This window comes from Kosakonia oryzendophytica (genome assembly GCF_027886705.1).
In the GTDB taxonomy this organism is placed as follows: domain Bacteria; phylum Pseudomonadota; class Gammaproteobacteria; order Enterobacterales; family Enterobacteriaceae; genus Kosakonia; species Kosakonia oryzendophytica.
This window is the reverse complement of record NZ_CP115659.1, coordinates 2,869,056-2,892,942: the sequence shown is the minus strand read 5'-3', so window position 1 is coordinate 2,892,942 and position 23,887 is coordinate 2,869,056. Positions and strand designations below refer to the sequence as shown.

General features: G+C 54.4%; 18 protein-coding genes, 2 tRNA genes and 1 pseudogene. 8 read left to right on the top strand and 13 right to left on the bottom strand.

The window, feature by feature from the left end:
* Nucleotides 1-21: 21 nt before the first annotated feature.
* Nucleotides 22-6,552, top strand: coding sequence for an AIDA repeat-containing protein (locus O9K67_RS13945; protein WP_061495275.1), 6,531 nt, complete (start codon nt 22-24; stop codon nt 6,550-6,552).
* Nucleotides 6,553-6,724: 172 nt separating this feature from the next.
* Here O9K67_RS13945 and O9K67_RS13940 read toward each other — a convergent pair.
* The 3 genes from O9K67_RS13940 to mdtK all read right to left on the bottom strand — a co-directional run bounded on the left by O9K67_RS13940 (nt 6,725) and on the right by mdtK (nt 8,415).
* Nucleotides 6,725-6,801, bottom strand: a tRNA-Val gene (locus O9K67_RS13940).
* A gap of 12 nt (nt 6,802-6,813) precedes the next feature.
* Nucleotides 6,814-6,890: transfer RNA gene (locus O9K67_RS13935), tRNA-Val, on the bottom strand.
* A gap of 151 nt (nt 6,891-7,041) precedes the next feature.
* Nucleotides 7,042-8,415, bottom strand: coding sequence for an MdtK family multidrug efflux MATE transporter (gene mdtK, locus O9K67_RS13930; RefSeq protein ID WP_061495278.1), 1,374 nt, complete (start codon nt 8,413-8,415; stop codon nt 7,042-7,044).
* 319 nt (nt 8,416-8,734) lie between these two features.
* Between mdtK and O9K67_RS13925 the strand changes: the two genes are divergently transcribed.
* On the top strand, nt 8,735-9,379 hold the full coding sequence (locus O9K67_RS13925) for a riboflavin synthase (protein WP_061495281.1): 645 nt from the start codon (nt 8,735-8,737) through the stop codon (nt 9,377-9,379).
* A gap of 71 nt (nt 9,380-9,450) precedes the next feature.
* Here O9K67_RS13925 and cfa read toward each other — a convergent pair whose 3' ends face one another.
* Together cfa and punC are read right to left on the bottom strand one after the other, a co-directional pair.
* A complete protein-coding gene (cfa, locus tag O9K67_RS13920) occupies nt 9,451-10,599 on the bottom strand; it encodes a cyclopropane fatty acyl phospholipid synthase (RefSeq protein ID WP_061495284.1) in 1,149 nt (382 codons plus the stop codon).
* A 297-nt stretch (nt 10,600-10,896) separates the two neighbouring features.
* A complete protein-coding gene (gene punC / locus O9K67_RS13915; protein WP_061495287.1) occupies nt 10,897-12,096 on the bottom strand; it encodes a purine nucleoside transporter PunC in 1,200 nt (399 codons plus the stop codon).
* 113 nt (nt 12,097-12,209) lie between these two features.
* Between punC and punR the strand changes: the two are divergent.
* A pseudogene (gene punR, locus O9K67_RS13910) lies at nt 12,210-13,144 on the top strand (DNA-binding transcriptional activator PunR).
* Here punR and purR read toward each other — a convergent pair.
* Nucleotides 13,141-14,166, bottom strand: coding sequence for an HTH-type transcriptional repressor PurR (purR, locus tag O9K67_RS13905; protein ID WP_061495293.1), 1,026 nt, complete (start codon nt 14,164-14,166; stop codon nt 13,141-13,143). The pseudogene punR and the gene purR overlap by 4 nt on opposite strands.
* Nucleotides 14,167-14,463: 297 nt before the next feature.
* On the opposite strand from purR, the gene cydH reads away from it, so the two are divergent.
* The gene (gene cydH / locus O9K67_RS13900) at nt 14,464-14,553 is read left to right on the top strand and encodes a cytochrome bd-I oxidase subunit CydH (RefSeq protein ID WP_088236881.1); all 90 of its coding nucleotides are present in this window, start codon (nt 14,464-14,466) and stop codon (nt 14,551-14,553) included.
* A gap of 170 nt (nt 14,554-14,723) precedes the next feature.
* Complete coding sequence (locus tag O9K67_RS13895; RefSeq protein ID WP_061495300.1) at nt 14,724-15,893, top strand: MFS transporter; 1,170 nt, start codon at nt 14,724-14,726, stop codon at nt 15,891-15,893.
* Between the two features lie 33 nt (nt 15,894-15,926).
* Here the strand turns inward: O9K67_RS13895 and sodB are convergent, their stop codons facing one another.
* Nucleotides 15,927-16,508, bottom strand: coding sequence for a superoxide dismutase [Fe] (gene sodB, locus O9K67_RS13890; protein ID WP_061495303.1), 582 nt, complete (start codon nt 16,506-16,508; stop codon nt 15,927-15,929).
* A 122-nt stretch (nt 16,509-16,630) separates the two neighbouring features.
* The gene (locus O9K67_RS13885) at nt 16,631-17,479 is read right to left on the bottom strand and encodes a C40 family peptidase (RefSeq protein ID WP_061495306.1); all 849 of its coding nucleotides are present in this window, start codon (nt 17,477-17,479) and stop codon (nt 16,631-16,633) included.
* A 335-nt stretch (nt 17,480-17,814) separates the two neighbouring features.
* Between O9K67_RS13885 and O9K67_RS13880 the strand changes: the two genes are divergently transcribed.
* Nucleotides 17,815-18,159, top strand: coding sequence for a Grx4 family monothiol glutaredoxin (locus tag O9K67_RS13880; RefSeq protein WP_061495309.1), 345 nt, complete (start codon nt 17,815-17,817; stop codon nt 18,157-18,159).
* A gap of 59 nt (nt 18,160-18,218) precedes the next feature.
* On the opposite strand, the gene O9K67_RS13875 is transcribed toward O9K67_RS13880, so the two are convergent.
* The 5 genes from O9K67_RS13875 to O9K67_RS13855 all read right to left on the bottom strand — a co-directional run bounded on the left by O9K67_RS13875 (nt 18,219) and on the right by O9K67_RS13855 (nt 22,545).
* Complete coding sequence (locus tag O9K67_RS13875) at nt 18,219-19,154, bottom strand: omptin family outer membrane protease (RefSeq protein WP_061495312.1); 936 nt, start codon at nt 19,152-19,154, stop codon at nt 18,219-18,221.
* 397 nt (nt 19,155-19,551) lie between these two features.
* Nucleotides 19,552-20,205 (bottom strand): ribonuclease T, encoded by a 654-nt coding sequence (rnt, locus tag O9K67_RS13870; protein ID WP_061495315.1) that lies wholly within the window; start codon nt 20,203-20,205, stop codon nt 19,552-19,554.
* 91 nt (nt 20,206-20,296) lie between these two features.
* On the bottom strand, nt 20,297-20,704 hold the full coding sequence (gene gloA / locus O9K67_RS13865; protein WP_061495318.1) for a lactoylglutathione lyase: 408 nt from the start codon (nt 20,702-20,704) through the stop codon (nt 20,297-20,299).
* Nucleotides 20,705-20,798: 94 nt separating this feature from the next.
* Nucleotides 20,799-21,893: an alkene reductase gene (gene nemA, locus O9K67_RS13860; RefSeq protein ID WP_061495321.1), complete on the bottom strand. Its 1,095-nt coding sequence runs from the start codon at nt 21,891-21,893 to the stop codon at nt 20,799-20,801.
* A gap of 58 nt (nt 21,894-21,951) precedes the next feature.
* Nucleotides 21,952-22,545, bottom strand: a complete 594-nt coding sequence (locus O9K67_RS13855) for a TetR/AcrR family transcriptional regulator (protein WP_061495324.1) — start codon at nt 22,543-22,545, stop codon at nt 21,952-21,954.
* 122 nt (nt 22,546-22,667) lie between these two features.
* Here O9K67_RS13855 and O9K67_RS13850 point away from each other — a divergent pair, with 122 nt between their 5' ends.
* Both O9K67_RS13850 and O9K67_RS13845 read left to right on the top strand, forming a co-directional pair.
* Complete coding sequence (locus O9K67_RS13850) at nt 22,668-22,907, top strand: DUF1289 domain-containing protein (RefSeq protein WP_061495326.1); 240 nt, start codon at nt 22,668-22,670, stop codon at nt 22,905-22,907.
* Nucleotides 22,908-22,955: 48 nt separating this feature from the next.
* Complete coding sequence (locus tag O9K67_RS13845; RefSeq protein WP_061495329.1) at nt 22,956-23,852, top strand: aldo/keto reductase; 897 nt, start codon at nt 22,956-22,958, stop codon at nt 23,850-23,852.
* Nucleotides 23,853-23,887 lie beyond the last annotated feature (35 nt).

Here is a 23,887-nt window from a genome sequence, read left to right as displayed (position 1 = left end):
AAGGGTTTCGAGGACATTAAAATGAAGAAAAGTCTTAACTGCAGTTACCGGCTGGTGTGGAATGACATTCAGCGGGCGTTCGTGGTGGTTTCAGAACTGACCAGGGCGAAAGGCAAGCGTGCAAGTGGCGCGGTGTTGATCTCGGCGGCGGTGGGCGGCATGTTTGCAAGCTGCGGGGCGATGGCGTTCACCCCGGATGTCACTGGTTCGACGCGGGATGAGGTGGTACAGGAGGGGGTACAGAACGTGCGCACCGGTGGGTTAGCCACCAACCATACTATTGGCAACCGCGGTACCCAGATAGTGGCGGGCGGCCAGACCGTGGATACCCACGTTCAGAATGGCGGTTCGCAGATTGTGCGTCAGAACGGTCAGACGACCGGGACCGTTATCACTGACGGGGCACAAATTGTTGAAGTGGACGGGACGGCAACAGGTTCGCAACTTAACAGCGGTGGCAAGCAGGCGGTCGCCGGTAGGGCAAATGGCACCATTGTCGGTGCTGGCGGTGTGCAAACTGTGCTACAGAGTGGGGTGGCAAGCCAGACGATTATTAACAATGGCGGTGTACAAGCCGTTAACGGCAATTCTGCTCAGGGTGTCATTAACGCAGGCGGCATCCAGCTCATCAACAGCGGTGGTTTTTCTCAGGACGCGACGGTCAACAGCGGCGGCGTTCAGCACGTTAACGTCGGCGGTTCCGCTGCTGACACCGCCATTTTTGGCGGCGGCAAGCAAGTCGTGGCCGGCACGGTATCGGGTGCGCACCTCAATGACGGTGGCGCACAGCTGGTTCAGCAAACCGGCAAAGCCACCGGTACTATCATCAACAACCGCGGCACACAAACCGTAGACGGCACCGCGATCTCCGCAGTTGTCAACGACGGTGGTACCCAACTGGTGCATAGCGGCGCGCTGGCGGCGGGCACAGCCGTGAACAGCGGCGGGGTTCAGCATATCAATCAGGGCGGGGCAGCCTCCGACGGCGTAGTGTTTGGTGGCGGCACCCAGGTTGTTGCGGGAACCGCATCCGGCACCAGCGTCAACGATGGTGGTGCGCAGCTGGTGCAAAAAACCGGTAAATCTACCGGTACCATCATCAACAATCGTGGCACGCAGACTGTAGACGGTCAGGCCATCTCCTCTATCGTCAATGCTGGCGGTACGCAGCAGATTAATCGCGGCGGGCTGGCCACAGGCGGCGTAGTGAACACCGGTGGGCTGCAACATATCAGCGAAGGCGGTGCGGCATCCGATGCCATTTTGCTCGGCGGCACACAATTGGTAGAAGGCACCGCCTCTGGCACCGTCATCAATAACGGCGGGCTGCAACAGATTCACGCCAGTGGCATGAGCAGTGATGCGGTAGTTAACGCCAGCGGCGAACAGGATGTCGATGGTGTCTCGTTTTCAGCAGAAGTGAATGACGGTGGTCTGCAGAAAGTCCGCAGCGGCGGTGCTGCCTCCAGCGCAGTGATTAACAGTGGCGGTATTCAGAATGTGCTCTCAGGCGGGGCAACTGCTTTCACCACGCTGTTGGGCGGTATTCAGCAACTGGCGGGGGTGGCGGCAGACACCATTATCGGTGCAGGCGGCGTACAACACGTGCAGGTTGGCGGTAGCGCCACCGGATCGCTGATCAACGATGGCGGCCTACAGCGCGTGGATGGCACAGCCACCTCATCGGTTATTTATAACGGCGGCACCCAACTGGTGAACCGTGGCGGGCTGGCGGATAACGCTACCGTTAACAGCGGCGGCCTGCAACACATCAATGAAGGCGGCGCTGCGTCCGACACTACGGTGTTTGGCGGCGGTCGGCAAGTTGTTGCCGGCACGGCCTCCGGTACCAGCATCAACGACGGCGCTTACCAGCTTGTCCAGGCCACCGGTAAAGCCACCGACACCATCATCAACAGCGGTGGCACACAGGCGGTAGACGGCACGGCGATCTCCGCCGTGGTCAATGATAGCGGTGTTCAACTGATCCACTCCGGCGCGCTTGCCACGGGCTCGCTGGTTAATTCCGGTGGTCTGCAGCACATCAACGAAGGTGGCGCTGCTTCGGATGCGTTGCTGTTTGGCGGCACCCAGATTGTTGAAGGTACGGCATCCAACACTCGTGTGGACTCTGGTGGTGTGCAGCAGGTTCACGTTACCGGGAAAACGACTGACAGCAAAATCTATGACGGTGGTTTCCAGGATGTTGACGGTACGGCTAATGGCACGATCGTCTACACCGGCGGGAAACAGGTGATCCGCAGCGGCGGTCATGCGAACAACACTCGCGTCGATAAAGATGGCGTGCAGATTGTGCGTGCCAACGGTGCGGCCTCCAAAACGACACTGCTGGGCGGAACGCAGCAGGTAGCCGGGTTGGCGGATGACACGGTCATCGGCGATGGCGGCATCCAGCACGTCCAGGTGGGCGGTCTTGCTACTGGGTCCCTCATCAACAGCGGCGGTCTGCAGCGCGTTGATGGTTCAGCGACTTCTGCTGTCGTGAACAACGGCGGGGTGCAGTTGGTGAACAGGGGGGGGCTGGCTGCAGGTTCCATCATCAACAGTGGTGGTTTGCAGCACATCAACCTTGGTGGCGCGGCGTCTGATGGCACCATCTTCGGTGGCGGCAAACAACTGGTGGCAGGAACCGCGTCCGGAACCAGCATCAGCGATGGCGGTCTGCAGATTGTGCAAGCTACCGGCAAAACCACCAACACCATCATCAACAGCGGCGGTGTTCAGAGCGTGGACGGCGATTCCACCTCATCGGTGGTACGCAACGGCGGCACTCAACTGGTGAATAAGGGTGGCCTAGCGACAGACACCACGGTGAACAGCGGCGGCCTGCAGCATATCAATCTCGGCGGCTCGGCGGCTGGTGGCACCATCTTCGGCGGCGGAAAACAGGTGGTGGCGGGTACGGCGTCGGGTACCAGCCTGAATGATGGCGCCTATCAGATCGTCACCACCAGCGGGAAAGCGGTCGGCACCCTGATCAACAGCGGCGGTGTGCAGAGCGTCGATGGCAACGCGACGTCGGCGGTGGTGCGCAACGGTGGTACCCAACTGGTGAATAAAGGTGGCCTGGCGGCAGGCACCACGGTGAACAGCGGCGGTGTGCAGCACATCAGCCTCGGTGGGGCGGCGTCTGACGGCACGGTGTTCGGCGGTGGTACTCAACTGGTAGAAGGCTCTGCGTCTGGCACCAGCATCAGCGACGGCGGGGTACAACTGGTGACCAAGAGCGGTCAGGCCAGCGGCACACTGATTAACAGCGGCGGCGTACAGCGTGTCGACGGGCAATCGTTCGACGCGGTGATTAATAACGGTGGCCTGCAAATCGTTGACCCGTACGGCTGGTCACGCCAGAGCGTCATTAACGCTGGCGGAACGCAGATCCTCAGCAACGCCGCAGTGGCGATCTCCACCGTGTTGAACGGCGGTGAGCAGCACATCAATAACGGCGCAAAATCCTTTGCTGCGCGCCTGCTGGGCGGTACGCAGAATATCGGCAGCGGCGGGCAAGCCTTTGAAACACGCGTCGAGAAAGGGGGGGTACAGAACGTTAATTCGGGCGGTTACACCTACGGTGGGACCATCTCCACTGGCGGCAGACAAAACGTTGCCTCAGGCGGCGTTACTGATTTCACCTTTATTGATGGCGGTTTACAAGTGGTTGACGGAACCTCGATTGTCAGCATCGTGAAAAACGGCGGGCGTCAGGTGATTAACAAAAACGCCAATGCTGAAGTCTCTGTGGTAATTGATGGCGGCATTCAAGAGGTCTTCGGCACTACCACCGGGTCGGAAATCACCAATGCAGAGCAGCGCATCTATGACGGAGGTGCCGCGACCTCTACTGTGCTAAGCGACGGTGCAGTGCAGGGTATTTATGATGGCGCAGTGGTGACCGATACCCGTAACCGCAACAGCATCCAGAACCTCTACAGCGGTGGGCGCGCGGAAAACACCCTGATGGATAATTTTGCGGTGCAGAATATCGCTGCGGGTGCAACGGCGGTGAAAACCTCGATGATCAACTCCAGCCAGCAGAATGTGCGCGGCAGTGCGGTTGATACCGAACTTTCCGCGAACGGCGTGCAGAATATCTACCGGGGCGGGACCGCGACTCGCACGACGCTCTACGAGCGCGGCATCCAGAATATCTACAGCGGGGGTTCATCGGTACTTGCTGTCATCCAGGCCGGCGGGATCCAGAACGTGCTTAACGGAGGGACCTCCATTAGCACCACCATTAACGATGGCGGCACCCAGAACGTAAGCAGCGGCGGGACGGTCATCTCCACTATCATCCGTGAAGGCGGGATCCAGAACGTTAATGACGGCGCGATCGTTATCGACAATATGGTGGTGGGTGATCAGGTGGTCAATCAGGGCGGCACCGTCGCCTCGTCCACCGTCAGTGAAAATGGCACCCAAAGCGTCAGTTTCGGCGGCACGGCTATTGCTACTACTGTTAGCAAAGGCGGCGCCCAGTTCGTTCGCGCCGGGGGCGTGGCGGATCTGACAGCGATTGAGCGCGGCGGCATACTGGCGTTGGAAGATGGCGCAACGGTCACCAATATCAACCTCAATAGCGGCGCAGCGTTGATGGCAGGCACTGACACCTCGCTCACCGGCACCAACGCGCTTGGCAGTTTCTCCATTGCCAATAGTGTTGCGGAAAACGTACTGCTTGAAAATGGCGGCCTACTCTTGGTTGCTGCAGATGGCACTGCCAACAATACCGTAGTAAGCGAGAACGGTACGTTGAGCGTTGCCGAGGGCGGTATGCTGACTGGGGTAACCCAAGTCAACGACGGCGCTACGCTTGCCGGTAGCGTTAACAACAGCGGCGAACTGCATATCACCACTGATACCAGCAACAACACCATTAACGCGGCCATTTCCGGCAACGGTACGCTGTATAAAGAAGGTGATAACACGCTGACCCTGAGCGGTGTGCTTGATCAATCTGGGGGTACCTATCTGCAGAGCGGTACCCTGGTGTTCAGCGGGCTGGATGCCGTGACCGACATCATCGCCCAGCGTGGCACCTCACTACAGCTGACCAACGGCACCTCGCTGACCGGGATGATCGACCCGACAGATCTGACCATTGATGCCGGTTCAAATTGGCTGATGACTGCTAACTCCCTGCTCAATAACCTGACACTCGGCGGCTCGATAGATTTCCAGGCACCGACCGGGACCTTCGTTCCGAAAACCCTGACTGTCACCAATCTGGTAGGCAATGGTGGCACCATTACCCTGAACACCCTGTTTAACGGCAATACCGCAGTGAGTGACAGCCTGGTGCTGGACGGCGGTACAGCGACCGGTAATACACAGATCGCCATCCGCAGTCAGGGCGGTCTGGGTGCACGTACTACCGGCAACGGCATTCAGGTGGTGAATGCTATCAACGGTGCGACTACGACCGATGATGCCTTCAGTCTCAGCGGCAGCCTGCAGGCAGGTGCATATAACTACACCCTGCAACAGGGCAGCGCCGACCAAAGCTGGTATCTGACGACTGCTGATGCGGGTAGCAACGAGAACGGCCCGCAGAACTACCGTTCGGCAATGTATCTCTATAACTCCATCTATGCTCAGGCTATGGACTACGACAGTGCGCTGCTCGGCTCGCTGGATGCACGTCGCTATGCGGCGCGTACCGCAGCCGAAAGTGGTAGCAACATGTGGGCCCGTTTCCAGGCCGGCCAGATGAGCCACGATCACGGCAGCAATGATTTGCGTAGCGGCAACACGCCGGACAGTAAAGGCGGCTATACCTTCCTGCAGATCGGTAGCGATCTGTGGCAGGGATCGGCCTCCACCATGGAATGGACCGTTGGCGTGTACGGTGCGGCGGGACTTTCTGCCGTCGATGTGCAGCGCAACAACAAATCGAAAGCCGGTACGGTACGTGACGACGCTTACAGCGGCGGCCTCTACCTCAACGGTGTGCATGAGAGTGGCTGGTGGATGGATGTGGTAGCCCAGGGGACACGCCACAACTTCGATACCAACCCGCGCGACGGAGATGGCCTGAAAACCCACGGCTGGGGCTACCTTGGCTCCTTCGAAACCGGTTTGCCGTTTGAGATTGGCGGCGGCCTGGTGTTGGAACCGCAGGTCCAGTACCAGTATCGCGGAGTGAACCTTAAAGAGGGTAATGATGACGTTGCAAACGTGCAGTTCGGCGACGGTCACAGCCAGCAAGTACGTGCTGGTTTGCGTCTGGGCAATAACGCGACGCTGAAAGAGACAGGCAAACCCGTACCGGTAAGCTGGTGGGTGCGTCCATCCTTTATCCAGACCTTCGATTCGAAGGGCACGCTGAACGTCAACGCGCCAGGCGTAGCAGGCAGCGAGGTCGCATTTAATCCGGATCAGGACGGGACAGCGGCAGCACTGGATGTCGGTATCGATGGCCAGATCCGCGATAACGTTACCCTCGGTGTGCGGGCAGGCTATACCCGGAGCATCAACGACGCTGGCACCGGCGGTTACGGCGGTCAAATCACGCTGAAAGTCGGATTCTGATCGCCAGGCTGTAACGCGAAAAGCCGCGCCGAAAGGTGCGGCTTTTTTATGCCTGTTTTTTTCAACGCATACGGGAAAGTTGCATTATCACTGTCGCTAAGGCGCAATCGGCGTGGCGGTGATGTTTATGCTGAAATGAAAAAGCGGAAGAAAAACTGAGAGTTACTAAGAATGGTGCGTCCGAATGGACTCGAACCATCGACCCCCACCATGTCAAGGTGGTGCTCTAACCAACTGAGCTACGGACGCACTGAGAAGGAATGGTGCGTTCAATTGGACTCGAACCAACGACCCCCACCATGTCAAGGTGGTGCTCTAACCAACTGAGCTATGAACGCAGTGTTGTGGTTGACAACGGGGACGAATATTAGCGGCAGGTCGGAGAAGTGGCAAGCGGAAAATGGCAAATTTATTCCTGAATTCACGCGATTGCGGAACAACTGAACAAAACGCTGTGAAAGTAGCCGCCAGCTGGCGGCTACAGCCATTTTAACGTGCGGCTCGCTGCAAAATCGTTGCCGAAGGCAGGCGTTGCAGATAGCGCATTCGCAACATTATCAGGATTGCTGCAGACGTCAGGCCAATAATAAAGCCCATCCAGAAACCGGCCGGGCCCATTCTCTCGACCACGAGATCGGTCAGCGCCAGAATATAGCCAGACGGCAGCCCCAGCACCCAATAGGCGGTGAAGGTGATAAAAAAGATCGAACGCGTATCTTTATAGCCGCGCAGGATACCGCTGCCAATCACCTGAATGGAGTCGGAGATTTGGTAAATCGCCGCCAGCAACATCAGGTGCGAAGCGAGCGTCACCACTTCCGGGTTTTTGTTATAGAGCAGGGCGATTTGTTCGCGCATCAGCACGGTGAAAACCGCCGTCACCGCTGCCATACACACACCGACGATCAACCCGGTGTGCGCCGAGGTCTTGGCATCCAGCGTGGATCCCTGGCCCAAACGGAAGCCCACCCGGATGGTCACCGCTGCGGCCAGTGACATCGGCAGAACAAACATTAGCGAACTGAAGTTAAGCGCAATCTGGTGACCCGCCACATCGACAATGCCCAGCGGTGACACCAACAGGGCCACGACCGCAAACAACGTGACTTCAAAAAACAGGGCCAACGCAATGGGCAACCCCAGTTGCGCAAGGCGCTTTAGCACCTCGAAATCGGGTTTAGCGAAACGCTGGGCGTGCTGAATGTCGCGCATGACGCGGGCGCGTTTTACATACATCCGCATGCAGATGAACATCACCCAATAGACCGATGCGGTTGCTACGCCGCAGCCGACGCCGCCCAGTTCCGGCATACCGAAATGACCATAAATAAAGATATAGTTTACCGGGATATTTACCAGCAAGCCGACAAAGCCCATCACCATGCCAGGCTGAGTGCGGGCCAGACCTTCGCACTGGTTGCGCATCACCTGAAAAAAGAGATAGCCAGGCGCCCCCCACATCAACGCGCGTAAAAAACGCACGGCTTTTTCCGCCAGAATCGGGTCGATGTTATGCATCGCATGAATGATATGACCGGCATTCCACAGCACAATCATGATCAACACCGCCACAATGCCCGCCAGCCAGAAACCCTGACCCACCTGGTGAGCGATGCGATCGCGACGTCCGGAGCCGTTTAACTGGGCAATTACCGGCGTCATTGCCAGCAATAGACCGTGACCGAAGAGGATAGCGGGAAACCAGATAGAGGTACCAATAGCGACAGCGGCCATATCCGTGGCGCTATAGCCACCCGCCATGACTGTATCAACGAAGCCCATTGCAGTCTGGGCGACCTGCGCAACAATGACCGGCAAGGCGAGTGCCAGTAACTGACGCGCTTCTGTAACATACTTCTGCACGAGAACACCTTTATATTGTTTTGTAGTTATAAGAGAGAATGGAACAACCGTTCAGGAAGGAGTTTTTCCTTGTGCTAAAAACGATGCCGCACTGCGATAAATGCGGCATATGTTCAAATATTACCTGTTAAGCCCCGTTTTTGCCATGTTAACCCTGCATCAACACTCTCTTGCCGCACGCAGACCGTTGTTCATCTTATTGTTATCTGTCCGGGAAAACGCCCGGCGGTGGGATTGAGACTGGCAACGGCAATTTCCACCTGTTATTGTGCGTAAAGAAAACGGTAACGCCGTATGAATGGGAACAGGAGTGGTAGGTATGTTTACTGGTATTGTACAGGGCACGGCAAAACTGGTGTCTATTGATGATAAACCCAATTTCCGCACCCACGTCGTTGAACTTCCTGAGCATATGCTTGATGGCATCGAAACCGGTGCTTCCATCGCGAACAATGGCTGTTGTCTGACCGTAACGGCCATCGACGGCAGTCGTATTAGTTTCGATTTAATGAAAGAAACGTTGCGTATTACCAACCTGGGTGAGCTGGGCGTTGGTGATGAGGTAAACGTGGAGCGCGCGGCGAAATTCAGTGATGAAATTGGCGGACATCTGATGTCCGGCCATATTATGACCACTGCGGAAATCGTCAAAATCCTCACGTCGGAAAATAATCGCCAGATTTGGTTCAAGGTGTCGGATCCGACCTTGATGAAATACATACTCTATAAAGGCTTTATCGGTATTGATGGCATCAGCCTGACGGTGGGGGAAGTAACCAGCAGCCGTTTCTGTGTGCACCTGATCCCGGAGACGTTGCAACGCACCACGCTCGGAGCCAAAAAACTGGGGCATCGTGTCAATATTGAAATTGATCCGCAAACGCAGGCGGTTGTCGATACCGTTGAGCGCGTACTGGCTGCAAAAGAGGCTGCCGCTGTCGCTGCTATGATTAGCGAAGAGTAATGGCCTCCTGACGAGAAAAATAAAAAAGGCCGCACATTGATAATGCGGCCTTTTTACAAGGGGCTAAGGGATCAGCGCGCCACGCGCAATCCCCGTTCAATACCGCGACTAAATACTACCTGCCAGAGCTGGATATCCCGCGCGCGAAACGCGCCCGCGCAGGCGTTCAAATAGTAGCTGAACATCCGTTTAAACCGTTCGGAGTAGTTATCGGCAATCTCCGGCCATGCGTCAAGGAAACGGGCATACCACGCCATCAGCGTGCGGTCATAATCGGCGCCAAAGTTATGCCAGTCTTCCAGCACGAAATGCGCCTCGCTCGCGTCCGCGATCTGGCGTACGGAAGGCAGGCAACCGTTAGGGAAAATATAACGGTCAATCCATGGATCAACGTTGTGATCGGTACGTTTAGAGCCGATGGTATGCAGCAGGAAAATGCCATCGGGTTTGAGATTACGATCCACCACGCTGAAATAGGTCGCATAGTTTTTCGGCCCGACATGTTCAAACATACCGACAGACACAATGCGATCGAACTGGTCGTTCATGTCGCGGTAATCTTGCAGGCGGATCTCCACATCGAGGCCTTCACACCGCTGTTGCGCCAGTTTTTGTTGCTCGGCGGAAATGGTGACGCCCACCACGCTGACGCCGTAATTTTGCGCCATAAATTGCGCCAGCCCGCCCCATCCACAACCAATATCGAGCACGCGCATCCCGGGTCTTAACTGCAACTTTTCACAGCAAAGCCTCAGTTTAGCCAGTTGCGCGTCCTCAAGGGTGTCGGCCTCTTTCCAGTAGGCGCAAGAGTATTGCATCTGCGGATCCAGCATGCGGGTAAACAAGTCATTACCGAGATCGTAATGCTCTTTACCCACAATCCAGGCCCGTTTCTTACTCTGCAGATTAAATAATCTTGCTCCGGCAATGCGGAGAGTGTCTTTCAGGTGGTGCGGGAGTTGGTTTTCCAGGCCGGCGCGGAGAACTTTGGTGAAGAAGATGTCCAGCCGGTCGCAATCCCACCAGCCATCCATATAACTTTCGCCGAGTCCGAGCGAACCTTCCTGTAAAACGCGTTTGAAAAAATCAGGATTTTTCACCTGAATATCTGAAGCTGCGGGGCCATTAACCTGGATACCGGCGCGGCTCAGTAGCTCGTTTGCTATACGGAACCAATTATCATCCCGTACGCTGACTTCTTCTATACACGATGAACTCATAACTTCTCCATCACTAACCAGTGATCAGAACCTTCAAACAGCGTAGACGCTTTTTCGGGCTTGTGAGAAATCTCACGGTTTTCGCCGTGAGGCTGATATCCGACGTAGAACAGAGGAAGGGAGAACCCTTGCCGAAAGGCCATCCATGGTGAAACGGGCGTAATCCGACGCCCGTTACTACATAATATTTATCGTATTTATAAAACAGCGAAATTTAGTATAGGCTTCAAAATCAGGTGATTCAACAGAAAACTGTTAGCATGCTAATCAGTGACTTAGGGATAATCGCCGCAGCGACTATCCCCGTGAGGATGCTGTTGTGGTGGCCTCTTTCGCATACCTGCGATGCGGTTGCCTTTGCAGACGATATCCCAGCGTCGCCAGCAGTACCATCGACAGCATTACGCTGGTGGTGGTCAGTAGCGGCGTGGCGATAAGCCATGAGACCACCAGGCTTGCGAGGAAGCACAACCCAAGTTGCAGCGTATTTTGCAGCGCGGCGGCACGGCCGGTTGCCTGCGGAAAAGGGCGTAATGCCTGGGCAACCACGATGGGATAAATAGCGCCATTGGCCATTGCCATAACGCAGAACGGGATCAGCAGTGCGGTCAGCGACACGTTCGGCATAAAGCCGACCGCCCAGGTGGTCATCACGCTGAGGGCAAACGCACTTAGCAACCAGGGAAGCAGTTGTTCGCCTTGCCACTTCTGTAGCGCAGCGCGGCAACCATAACCCCCCACCAAAAATGCAATGGTCTGTGGTACATAGCTCAGGCCAATCGCAGAGGGGCCGTACCCCATCTCATGCAGGATAAACGGTGAGCCGGTCAGCCAGGCGAAGAAACTGGCGGAACAGGCAGCATAGATAATCACATTGCCACGATAGTCGCGGGCGCGCAGCAGATCCATAAATGTCAGCGACTGCTCATCCGGCGCCGTTGCCTCAGCCGACGATTTCAGGCGTAACGCCGGGATCATCAACACCAGCGTAATCACCAGCAGCGTGGCAAAGATTGCCTGCCAGCCGAGATGCGCAAGGATCCACGCGCCGAGCAGGGGGGCCAGCGCGGGTGTCAGCCCGACCAGCGGCATAATTGTGGCGAAAATACGGTTAACACGGTGTGACGGGTAATAATCCGTGACCAGCGCCTGCCAGCTTACTGTTGCGGCGCAAACCCCGACGGCCTGTACAAAACGCAGCACCAATAACAGCGTGGCGTCCCGCACCCATACTGTTCCCAGACAGCCCACAGCGAAAATCCCCAGGCCGGTTAACAGAATCGGTTTGCGCCCATAGCGATCCGATAACGGTCCCCACAGCAGTTGTGCAACGGCAAACCCGGCCAGAAACAGGCTCAATGTGGCGCTGACAACAGCGGAGGAGGTCTCTAAATCTTGCTGAATAGCGCTGAACGCGGGCAGGTACATATCGGTGGCTAAAAAGCCCAGCACGCTTAATCCCGCGAGCCAGACTAAAAATCCTTTGCCAGGTTGCATTGTGGTATCTCTTCTTTGTGCAGGTTATCAGGGTTGTCGAGTGTAAGGAGTGCATTCTCCCTTGTGAAACGCTAATATTTGCGCAATGGTTTCAAATTTTTTGCAGGCAGATTATGTGGTCAGAATATTCGCTGGAAGTGGTAGATGCTGTGGCGCGTAACGGCAGTTTTAGCGGCGCGGCTCAGGAGTTGCACCGCGTGCCTTCTGCTGTCAGCTACACCGTGAGGCAACTGGAGGAGTGGCTGGCGGTTCCACTGTTTGAACGGCGTCACCGCGATGTGGAGTTAACGCCCGCTGGCGTCTGGTTTTTGAAAGAAGGGCGTTCTGTTATCAAAAAAATGCAGGTCACCCGTCAACAGTGCCAGCAGATTGCGAATGGCTGGCGCGGGCAACTGGCGATTGCGGTGGACAACATTGTCAGACCCGAACGCACACGACAGCTGATCGTCGATTTTTATCGTCACTTTAGCGATGTGGAACTCCAGGTTTATCAGGAAGTGTTTAACGGCGTCTGGGATGCACTGGCCGACGGGCGTGTTGAACTGGCTATTGGTGCAACGCAGGCTATCCCGGTCGGTGGGCGCTATGCTTTTCGCGATATGGGAATGCTGAGCTGGAAGTGTGTGGTTTCCTGTCGGCATCCGCTGGCGGCGCTGCCGGGCCCATTAAGTGATGAGACGTTGCGTAACTGGCCCTCACTGATACAGGAAGATACATCACGCTCGTTACCAAAGCGCATTACCTGGCTGCTGGATAACCAGAAACGCGTGATAGTACCGGACTGGAAATCATCCGAAGCCTGTCTGTCTGCCGGGTTGTGCGTGGGAATGGTCCCGGCGCATTTTGCCAGGCCCTGGCTCGATCGCGGGGAGTGGGTGGCGCTGGAGCTGGAAAATCCCTTCCCAGATGCCGCTTGTTGCCTGACGTGGCAGCAGAACGAGGCATCACCTGCACTGAACTGGCTTCTTGAGTACCTGGGGGACAGTGAAACGCTGAATCGGGAATGGTTGCGGGAGCCGGAATAAGGGCTCCCGCAAAAGGGGATTAACGGCGGTAGTCGCGGAACGGACCATCGGCGACTGAGCGACGCTCGATCAGACGCGGATGCACTTCAATGGATTGCGACTCTTCGCGTTTATTCACAATACGGTCAAGCAGCATGGTAAACGCAGTTTCACCCAGCGAATCTTTCGGCTGGTGTATTGTGGTCAGTGACGGCGTGAAGAAGCGGGAGTTACGCACATTGTCATACCCGATCACCGAAATATCCTGTGGGACGCGTAATCCCATCTCGTCGGCCGCACACAGCGCACCCATGGCCATAATATCGCCGCCGCAGAAAACGGCTGTCGGGCGATGCGTCTGTGCAAGGATCTGCTGCATGGCGCGATAACCAGACTCAGGTTCAAAGTCGCCCTGGACAATCCAGCTTTCCGGTACGGAAATGGTGGCTTCTTCCATTGCTTTCATAAAGCCGGCGAGACGGCCCGCGCCGGTGTTGCGCTCAAGCGGACCCGGGATCACACCGATATCGCGGTGGCCGCGTTCGATCAGATAACGCCCGGCCATATAACCGCCTTCAAAGGCGTTATCGATCACCGTGTCAGTAAAGTCGGCTTTGGCTTCGCCCCAGTCCATAACGACCATCGGGATATGGCGATACTCTTCCAGCATGCTCAGTAGGGATTCCGGATACTCGGAACACATTACCAGCAGACCATCAACACGCTTTTGCGCCATCATCGACAAGTAAGCGCGCTGTTTTTCCAGGTTATTCCAGGCATTACCAAGAATCAGGGTGTAGCCTTTCTGGAAGCACTTCTTCTCAACAGCCTCAATGATTTCGGCAAAGTAGGCTGCTTCGCTGCTGGTGGCCAGCAGGCCGATCGATTTGGTGTGATTCACCTTCAGGCTGCGCGCCACGGCGCTCGGTGAATAATGCAGCTCTTTGATCGCCGCCCACACAGCATTGCGCGTCTCTTCGGCGACAAAACGTGTTTTGTTAATTACGTGTGATACGGTTGTGGTGGAAACGTTTGCTCGCTTCGCTACGTCTTTGATCGTTGCCATCAGATGTCACTCCAGACCATATCTCAAGCTCCTGATAATACATAAGGTAAACGTTTGCCTTCAATCACCCTGTACCCATGAATGGGGGTGCGGTACGCCGGGAAAAAGACACTGGACGTCAGGAGGGGAGTCAATGGCCGGTACGCTAATAAATTTAGCGTCGAATTTTGTCTGATCTTGAGCAAAAGGGGAAGTGATAAAACATCTGACACGCTAATTCCTGCAAGATTTTTACGTTTATTTGTGCAAAAATGCGCTATCTCACTTTTTGTGTGGAAATTAAAACGGAGAAAATTGATGAGCACCGACCTGAAGTATTCACTGTTCACTACCGTCATCGTGCTGGGTCTGATCGTTTTCGGCGCCCTGACTGCTGCACTGCATTGATTCTGCGCGAGGGGGAACCGGGTTCCCCCTCCGTTTTCATCCCCGCCATTGTTATCAATTTTGCAATACTCTTTTGTCATTCCGCTAACTGCTGTTTTTTGTGATTGATGTCATACTTTTGACTTCTGCGACAGTGTCCCGAATCGACACGGCTTTTCCGGAGTCAGTTTATGAAAATGAATTTCCCTTTGCTTGCCCTGGCGATTGGCGCCTTTGGCATCGGTACGACCGAGTTCTCCCCGATGGGATTACTGCCGGTGATTGCCCGCGGCGTTGACGTTTCTATCCCGGCGGCGGGGATGCTGATTAGCGCCTATGCTGTCGGCGTAATGGTCGGTGCGCCGTTAATGACCTTACTGCTTTCTCATCGCGGCAGACGCAACGCGCTGATTTTTTTGATGGCGATTTTTACGCTGGGTAATGTGTTGTCGGCGATTGCACCGAATTACGCCACCCTGATGCTGGCGCGTATCGTCACCAGTCTCAATCACGGGGCATTCTTTGGCCTGGGATCGGTGGTTGCTGCAAGCGTTGTTGCCAAAGAAAAACAAGCCAGCGCCGTCGCCACCATGTTTATGGGGCTAACCATCGCCAATATCGGTGGGGTGCCGGCTGCGACCTGGCTGGGTGAAACCATTGGCTGGCGCATGTCGTTTATGGCAACTGCGGCACTGGGCATTGTCGCCATGCTGAGTCTGTTCTTCTCACTGCCGAAAGGCGGCACCGGAGAACGCCCTGAGGTGCGTAAAGAGCTGGCGGTGCTGATGCGCCCGCAGGTCTTGTCTGCACTGCTGACCACAGTATTAGGGGCAGGGGCGATGTTCACGCTGTATACCTACATTTCACCGGTTCTGCGGACCATCACAGATGCGACGCCTGTCTTTATTACGGCAATGCTGGTGCTGATTGGCGTTGGGTTCTCCATCGGCAACTATCTTGGCGGTAAACTGGCGGACCGTTCTGTGACCGGAACACTTAAAGGCTTTTTGGTGCTGTTGATTGCCATCATGCTGGCTATCCCGTTTCTTGCACAAAGCGCGATCGGCGCGGCTATCAGTATGGTGGTCTGGGGCGCAGCGACTTTCGCCGTGGTGCCGCCGTTGCAGATGCGAGTCATGCGCGTGGCACATGAAGCACCGGGTCTGTCCTCTTCCGTGAACATTGGTGCATTTAACCTGGGGAACGCATTGGGTGCCGCAGCCGGTGGGGCAGTCATATCCGGTGGTCTGGGTTACAGCTTTGTGCCGGTGATGGGGGCGATTATCGCCGGTCTTGGCCTGTTGGTGGTGCTCTCTTCGGGCCGTACTCAGCCGGAACGTGCCTGCACAGCAGCAGAATAATAATCAGGAGGGGGTTCCCCCTCCTGGTGAGATTTACGCAGCGAGATTTTTCGCCACAAAGTCCCAGTTTACCAGCGCCCAGAAGTGCTCCAGATAGTTCGGACGGGCGTTACGGTAATCGATGTAATAGGCATGTTCCCAGACATCAACGGTCAGCAACGGCGTGGCATCCGTCGTTAGCGGTGTACCGGCGTTCGATGTTGACACAATCGCCAGTTCGCCATCAGCCTTCTTCACCAGCCATGTCCAGCCCGCACCAAAGTTTTTGACCGCCGCGTCGGTAAACTGCGCTTTGAATTCAGCGAAGCTACCGAATGACTTCGCAATAGCAGAAGCCAGCGCGCCTGTCGGTTCGCCACCCGCGTTCGGGGCGAGACAGTGCCAGTAGAAAGTGTGGTTCCAGACCTGCGCGGCATTGTTAAACACGCCGCCTTCGCTGCTCTTCACGATCGCTTCCAGGGATTTGCCTTCGAAGGCAGTGCCTTTGATCAGGTTATTAAGGTTGGTGACATAGGCCTGATGGTGCTTACCATAGTGGTAGTCCAGTGTTTCAGCCGAGATATGCGGCGCCAGGGCGTCTTTTGCATACGGTAATGCAGGTAATTCGAACGACATTGCTACTCTCCTTCATTATTTTAATACACCCAATAGCCCTACTGAGTGTATGGATAGAGTAGCAAATAGAAAGGGGTGGCAAAAGAGAGAGTTACCTGCCACAGAAGCGGCAGGTAACAGGATTAACGAATGGTTTTCGGTGTAACCACGCGGCGGGCACCGACGTAGTGACGCTGCCAGTAGTCTTCACTGAGCGAGGTAACCTGAATATCCTGGCCGCTGCGCGGTGACTGGATAAACTTGCCGTTACCTACGTAAACACCAACGTGGTCCGCTGTGCCGCGACCCTGGGTGCGGAAAAAGACCAAATCACCGCTTTCCAGTTCTGCGACATTCACCGGCGAGGCATCACGCAGGTGATACATCTCATTTGCCGTACGTGGAATGCGGAATTTCACCAAATCTTTATAGGCGTAATAGACCAGTCCACTGCAGTCGAAACCTGTATTGGGAGAGGTGCCGCCCCAGTGATATGGCTTGCCAATCTGATTCATCAGTTTGGACATGGCGGTTTTCTGCGCTTTTTGGATACGGACTTTGTGCACATCGGCAAGAGCAGCCGTCTTAGTGCTTTTGACTTTAACGCAGTGCGGTTTGTGGCCTTTACGCGGCGTACATTTTTCGGTCCAGGTTACAGCAGCGGTTTTGGTCTGGCTGGATTTATTACGACGCGTAGAGAGTTGGCTGGCTTTACTGCTGGTGGTGACTTTCTTCGTTGCCGGAGATTTTTTGGTCTCCGTCGTTTTTTTGTTCGTTATTTTGTTCGTTGTTTTGGTTTCTGCGTTGCGACTGTTTTTCTTTGATGTCTTTTGCGATGTGGTTTTTTTCTTACGTTCGGATGCTTTCGCCAGATGCGATTTTTGCACGGCCGACGCTCGCGCCTGTTCAGAGGCGTTAGCCAATGGCGTGAAAGAAAGCGTGGTGAACAACAAAGCACAGAGCGTGATCGAAGATTTTGGTATTCGCGCCACTGAGCAATCCCCTGTTAGAGCAGGCATTTAACAATGCGTGCGTATGATTTCAAAACCCGTCGATTCTAATCCATAAAAAGCACAAAAGTTAAGAGTGTTTTTGCATCTATAGCTGCGTTTCGTTAGCAAGCGCAAAAAAAAGCAGCAAAACGTTTCTATGGCGGTTAAGAGTTAAGCAACCGGCGGAATCTGAATTGTGTTAAGTCACATTTTGGAGGCAACTTTACAGGTATGGACGTAAAATCGTAACCAGTGAACAAAATGTTATTTTCGGTTGGCTCTCTGAACCGTTACACTATCCACCATCTGCCGTAGAAGTTGAAGGAAGCAAGACAATGAGCACTACACTTGAAAAAATCCAGCGCCAGATCGCTGAAAACCCGATTCTGCTGTACATGAAAGGCTCTCCGAAGCTGCCAAGCTGCGGCTTCTCCGCTCAGGCTGTACAGGCGCTGTCTGCCTGTGGTGAACGTTTCGCTTATGTGGATATTCTGCAGAACCCGGATATCCGCGCTGAACTGCCGAAGTATGCGAACTGGCCAACCTTCCCGCAACTGTGGGTGGAAGGTGAACTGGTTGGCGGCTGCGACATCCTGATTGAGATGTATCAACGTGGTGAGTTGCAGACGCTGATCAAAGAAGCGGCCGCTAAGCATAAGGGCGAGCAGGGCGCGGAGTAAGCCGCTCGCGGTTAACGTTGCTAAAAGGGTTCATGTTTCAACATGAACCCTTTTTACTGTCAAAAGGTGTATACCAGCCCTGCGGTCGTTAGCATATTATAACTTTCAATACCGCCACCATTTTTATAGTCTGCATTTATATTTTGACGATAGTTATTAACGTTAACGTCAGTCTTCTTATTTGTCACCCGATTCCAGGTTCCCTCAATATAGAGTTTCATATTCTCCGTGACGTAATAACCTACGCTTGCAGCAAGTGAAAAAAAGTTCTGTTCTCTTGCTTTATCAGTAAACGTCAGGTCTCTGAGATAATGCTCATCATTTCCTGTGGTTCGCGCCCAGGCGCTATATTTAAGTGTTCCGGAAAATTCAATATCGCTATAACGATAGCGTCCGGTCAGACCGACATAGGGGATCTGGTAGTGTTGCTTATAGCCGATATTGATTTCATTGGGATCAAAGGAACCGGTGTGGGCACCATTATTATAGCTGTAGCTTCCACCTCTACTGTGAAAGCTGATGCGGTTCTCCTGATACCCCACCATTACTCCCAGACGCCATCCGGGGGTGTTAAACATCCAGCCTTTCACATTCACATCAAATTGATTGGAAAAGTTAAGTCGCGTGTCAGGGTGCGAGCTGTGATCGGTCCACGAATCCTGCACAGCGTTTTGCCAGTCGTAATCATTCATGTGGCTGTTTCCACTGGAAAAGGTTGACCAGCCTGATGCGCCTAATGAGAACCACCGCATGGCGTCCCATTCCAGAGCCCCCTGAACGACAGCAGCATTGCGGTAACGCCAGTCGAGTTGGCTAAGTTTTCGCCCACCTTGATTGGGCGAGTAAACCCTTTCATGGGTCAGGCCGCTCAGGGTACCCACATTAATCCCGGCAGAAACCCGATCCCAGTTAAACACGCGATTTTGCATTTCGGCAGAAGCCGGAAAAGCCATAGGGATAAAAAACAGAGCAAGAATAATATTGAGCTTGTGCATTATTTCACCTTCATCAAAATATATTAAGCGGGTCTTTCTGTGCTCACCATGAAATAAATTACAAATAACCCATTATTACGCGTTGGGTTAATTCATTCATAATTAATATATGTGTTTTTTACAGCGTTCAGGTGCGCCAAAATATCATCGGCTGCCTTAATAATATTTTTATGCCGCTAAGTGAAATGAGATAATTAATCTGCCAAAGGTGAATGGCGAGTTTTTTCAGGATGTCGAGGGAGGGTTTTGTGGTGTTTTTATCTGTTAATAATGGATAAGTTGGTAGAAAAAGAATGTGAAGGGAGTGTTTAAGAAAACGATATACGTTTATCTAATTTCGATTGACCGCGTTAATAACCGGTCACTGAATGCAACCGGCATAGAATATTTCTGGTATTTATGGTTGAGGATCTTCAGCCAACGGTAATGGCCAACCGCCAAGACGTTTCCAGCGGTTGACTATTTCACAAAACAGGAGGGCGGTTTGGGCGGTGTCATACAGGGCGGAGTGCGCCTGTGTGGCGTCAAAGGCAATGCCCGCAGCGGCACAGGCTTTAGAGAGGACCGTCTGCCCCAGCGCCAGCCCACTCAGTGAAGCGGTATCAAAGGTGACAAACGGATGGAAGGGGTTGCGTTTCAGTGATGCCCGCTCGGCAGCGGCCATCATGAAGCTGTGATCAAAAGTGGCGTTATGGGCCACCATAATCGCACGGTTACATCCCTGGTCTTTAATGCCCTTACGCACCAATTTAAAAATCGCGTGCAGCGCATCGTGTTCACTCACCGCGCCGCGCAGCGGGTTAGTTGGATCGATACCGTTAAACGCCAGTGCTTCCGGTTGCAGGTTCGCCCCTTCAAATGGCTCAACATGGAAATGCAGCGTACTGTCAGGCATCAACCAGCCTTGTTCGTCCATTTTTAAGGTAATGGCGGCGACTTCCAGTAGCGCGTCGGTTTTGGCGTTAAACCCTGCGGTTTCAACATCGATGACAACAGGGTAAAAGCCGCGAAAACGGTCGCACAGACCAGTAAGTTGAGCGTTATCGGACATCAGGATCTCTTGAGACGGAAAAAGGGCAGCGCATTATGGCAAATTTTAGGAAGGGATGTAAAACAACGGGCGCAAAGCGCGCCCGGCAGTATTAATTGCCTAAACCGTGGCCGGCATCTTTCTCTTCGATCAGCTCGATCTTGTATCCATCCGGATCTTCAACAAAGGCGATAACCGTGGTGCCGCCTTTGACCGGACCTGCTTCACGTGTCACGTTGCCGCCGTTTTTGCGGATCGCTTCACAGGCTTCTGCGGCGTTTGGCACGCTCAGGGCAATGTGACCATAGGCTGTCCCCAGTTCATAGCTGTCCACACCCCAGTTATAGGTCAGCTCAATCACGGCTTCTTCAGTTTCCGGGCCGTAACCCACAAACGCCAGCGAATATTTGTATTCCGGGTTTTCACTGGTACGCAGTAACGTCATGCCCAGCACGTTGGTGTAGAAATCGATGGAGCGTTGCAGGTCGCCGACGCGCAGCATAGTGTGAAGTAAGCGCATAATGTCCTCTTTTTAAATGGTTTACCGTTCCGGTCAGAAACACTGTTTTAGTATAGCGGCGGAAAGCCGCCGCTATCAATGAACAATCAGAGGATCACAGCACGGGGTAATCGGTGTAGCCTTCAGCGCCGCCGCCATAGAAGGTTTCCGGGCGCTGTGGGTTCAGTTCGGCTTTCAGTTGCAGGCGTTTCACCAGATCAGGGTTGGCGATGTAGGCGCGACCAAAGGCGACTGCATCAATCAGACCTTTTCCGATCAGGTCTTCGGCTTTCTCTACGGTGTAAGCGCCAGCGCCGATGATTGGACCGTGGAAGCGTGCGCGCACTTTCTCACGGAATGCATCCGTATAAGGCTGACCGCCAGCCCAGTCTGGTTCGGACATATGCAGGTAGGCGATACCGCGTTTACCCAGTTCTTCAATGAGATACAGCGCATCGGCTTCTTCGTTCGGGCCATTGTCGGTATTCTGGAAAGAACCGATAGGCGAGACACGGATACCAATTCTGTCAGCGCTCCACTCTTTGCTCACGGCATCCACAACTTCCAACACCAGGCGGGCGCGATTTTCCACGCTGCCGCCGTACTGATCTGTACGGTGGTTTGCAGAAGGCGACAGGAACTGATGCAGTAAATAACCATGAGCAGAATGCAGTTCTACAAGGTCAAAACCGGCTTCACGGGCGTTGGCCACCGCCTGACGGAAGTCGTCAACGATCCCCGGGATTTCACTGGTTTCCAGTGCGCGCGGCATAGACGTATCTTCACGCGTTGCATTACCGTTAGCATCGCGCAGCGAAGTGCGAGTCCCGGCACTGATCGCCGATGGCGCAACCGGCGCTTGCCCGCCAGGCTGCAAACTGGTGTGAGAGATACGGCCGGTATGCCACAGTTGTACGGCGATACGACCGTTGTCTCCGTGCACGGCATCCGTGATTTTTTTCCACGCAGCGATTTGCTCCGCGCTATGCAGACCGGGTGCGCCGGCATAGCCTTTTGCCTGGGCTGATATTTGTGTTGCTTCGCTAATGATCAGCCCGGAACTGGCGCGCTGGCGATAATACTCCGCCATCAACGGCGTGGGGATATCGCCGGGTTCGATGCTGCGCAAGCGTGTCAGCGGCGCCATCAGAACACGGTTCGGTGCGGTAATTGCGCCCACTTTCAGCGGCGTGAATAACTTACTGGACATAACAACTCCTGAATAGACCGGTCGACTAGTAAAAGGTGAAATAAAAACGCCCGAGTAACTAAGGCGTCGCAATAATGGTTTTCGCGTGCGCCAGCGCGCTTTCCAGCGGCAGGGCGCTACGGGAAATCTTCGCCTGCAGGTTCGCACCCAGCCAGAGCGAGTACAAGACCTGCGCCTGTGTTAATGCCTCACCAGAAAAGGTCAGGCTTCGTTCGGCACGGCCTTTTTCCAGCGCATCGCTGAGCAGAACGATGATACGGCTTGCGCCTTTATCCATTGCTGTGCGCATATCCTCTGACAGATCACACACCTCCGCAGAAAGCTTCACCGTCAGGCAACCGCTAATAATGCCCTGCTGACAAAACTGGTTGAGCGTTTCCTGGTAATAGGCCAGCAGCCTGTCGCGATAGTTTCCAGCACCGCTGGCGAAATGGGTGATCAGCCGCTGGTGATAACCCGCATAATGACGCTCAAGCAATGCCACACCGAACGCCTCTTTGGAGCGAAAATAGTGATAGAAAGAGCCTTTCGGCACTTCCGCTGTTTTCAGTAATTCGCTCAGGCCCATGCCGGTAAACCCGCGATGCATACAGAGCCGCTCGCCGGTAGCCAGTAAATGTTCGCGTGTATCGTGTTCGGTATGTCTGTTCATGGCGATAATGTACTAGACCGATTGGTCTGTTGCAAGTAGCAAACAATGCGCTTTTCGGGTTGCGCGTTGCCGGTATGCAGTCTTCAATAGTAGAGATAACGCGTCTATCGCAGGAGAGGACAGTGCCAGAACAACTGGAGTTTTTCCCTATCCAGAGCCCGTGCCGTGGCATCTGCCAGTCGGATGAAAAAGGCTATTGCCGCGGCTGTATGCGCAGCCGTGATGAGCGTTTCCACTGGCAACGAATGACCGATACGCAAAAGCAGGAGGTCCTGCGCCTGTGCCATCAACGCTTTCAGCGCAAAATGCGTGCGAACAAATCCCTTCCGGCAGAAGAACCTCAGCAACCTTCACTGTTTTGACCGACTAAATGCGTATAATCAACGGAAATTACCTTCGAGGAAACCGTTATGGTTCAACGTATTGCCCTTGCGCCGCAAGGTCCGGAGTTCTCCCGTTTTGTCATGGGCTACTGGCGTTTAATGGAGTGGCAGTTCTCTCCCCAACAGCTGGCAAGCTTTATTGAATCCCACCTTGATTTAGGGGTAACCACTGTCGATCACGCTGATATCTATGGCGGCTATCAATGTGAAGCAACATTTGGCGAAGCATTGAAACTTGCGCCGCACTTACGCTCGCATATGGAGATTGTCAGCAAGTGTGGTATTGCCACCACCGCGAAACCGGAACATGTGATTGGTCATTACATTACCGATCGCGACCATATTATTCGTAGCGCCGAACAGTCGCTGATGAATCTCGCCACGGATTATCTCGACTTGCTACTGATACATCGCCCGGATCCGTTGATGGATGCCGATGAGGTTGCGGAGGCGTTTTTGACGCTGCATCAAAGCGGAAAAGTCCGCCATTTTGGTGTATCCAATTTTACCCCGGCGCAGTTTTCCCTGTTGCAATCACGCCTGCCGTTTACCCTGGCCACCAACCAGGTTGAAATCTCTCCGGTGCATCAGCCGTTGTTGCTGGACGGCACCCTTGATCAATTGCAACAACTGCGCATCCGCCCTATGGCCTGGTCCTGCCTGGGCGGCGGGCGCTTGTTCAACGATCCTGAATGCCAGACGTTACGGGATGTTCTGGCGACGGTGGCGCAGGAACTGAATGCCGAAACCATCGAGCAGGTGGTGTATGCCTGGGTGATGCGTCTGCCGTCACAACCGTTACCGATTATTGGCTCCGGTAAAATTGAGCGTGTACGCTCTGCGCTGGGGGCTGAGGCGCTGCAGATGACCCGCCAGCAGTGGTTCCGTATCCGCAAAGCTGCGCTGGGCTTTGATGTGCCGTGATGGCTGAAACGGCGACTTTCCGGTGAAATCTTTTA

Excerpts from the sequence above, each read along its gene's own strand:
- O9K67_RS13945 (WP_061495275.1), top strand. The coding sequence starts at position 22 with ATGAAGAAAAGTCTTAACTGCAGTTACCGGCTGGTGTGGAATGACATT.
- O9K67_RS13925 (WP_061495281.1), top strand. The coding sequence starts at position 8,735 with ATGTTTACTGGTATTGTACAGGGCACGGCAAAACTGGTGTCTATTGAT.
- cfa (WP_061495284.1), bottom strand. The coding sequence starts at position 10,599 with ATGAGTTCATCGTGTATAGAAGAAGTCAGCGTACGGGATGATAATTGG.
- punC (WP_061495287.1), bottom strand. The coding sequence starts at position 12,096 with ATGCAACCTGGCAAAGGATTTTTAGTCTGGCTCGCGGGATTAAGCGTG.
- purR (WP_061495293.1), bottom strand. The coding sequence starts at position 14,166 with ATGGCAACGATCAAAGACGTAGCGAAGCGAGCAAACGTTTCCACCACA.
- cydH (WP_088236881.1), top strand. The coding sequence starts at position 14,464 with ATGAGCACCGACCTGAAGTATTCACTGTTCACTACCGTCATCGTGCTG.
- O9K67_RS13895 (WP_061495300.1), top strand. The coding sequence starts at position 14,724 with ATGAAAATGAATTTCCCTTTGCTTGCCCTGGCGATTGGCGCCTTTGGC.
- sodB (WP_061495303.1), bottom strand. The coding sequence starts at position 16,508 with ATGTCGTTCGAATTACCTGCATTACCGTATGCAAAAGACGCCCTGGCG.
- O9K67_RS13880 (WP_061495309.1), top strand. The coding sequence starts at position 17,815 with ATGAGCACTACACTTGAAAAAATCCAGCGCCAGATCGCTGAAAACCCG.
- O9K67_RS13875 (WP_061495312.1), bottom strand. The coding sequence starts at position 19,154 with ATGCACAAGCTCAATATTATTCTTGCTCTGTTTTTTATCCCTATGGCT.
- rnt (WP_061495315.1), bottom strand. The coding sequence starts at position 20,205 with ATGTCCGATAACGCTCAACTTACTGGTCTGTGCGACCGTTTTCGCGGC.
- gloA (WP_061495318.1), bottom strand. The coding sequence starts at position 20,704 with ATGCGCTTACTTCACACTATGCTGCGCGTCGGCGACCTGCAACGCTCC.
- nemA (WP_061495321.1), bottom strand. The coding sequence starts at position 21,893 with ATGTCCAGTAAGTTATTCACGCCGCTGAAAGTGGGCGCAATTACCGCA.
- O9K67_RS13855 (WP_061495324.1), bottom strand. The coding sequence starts at position 22,545 with ATGAACAGACATACCGAACACGATACACGCGAACATTTACTGGCTACC.
- O9K67_RS13845 (WP_061495329.1), top strand. The coding sequence starts at position 22,956 with ATGGTTCAACGTATTGCCCTTGCGCCGCAAGGTCCGGAGTTCTCCCGT.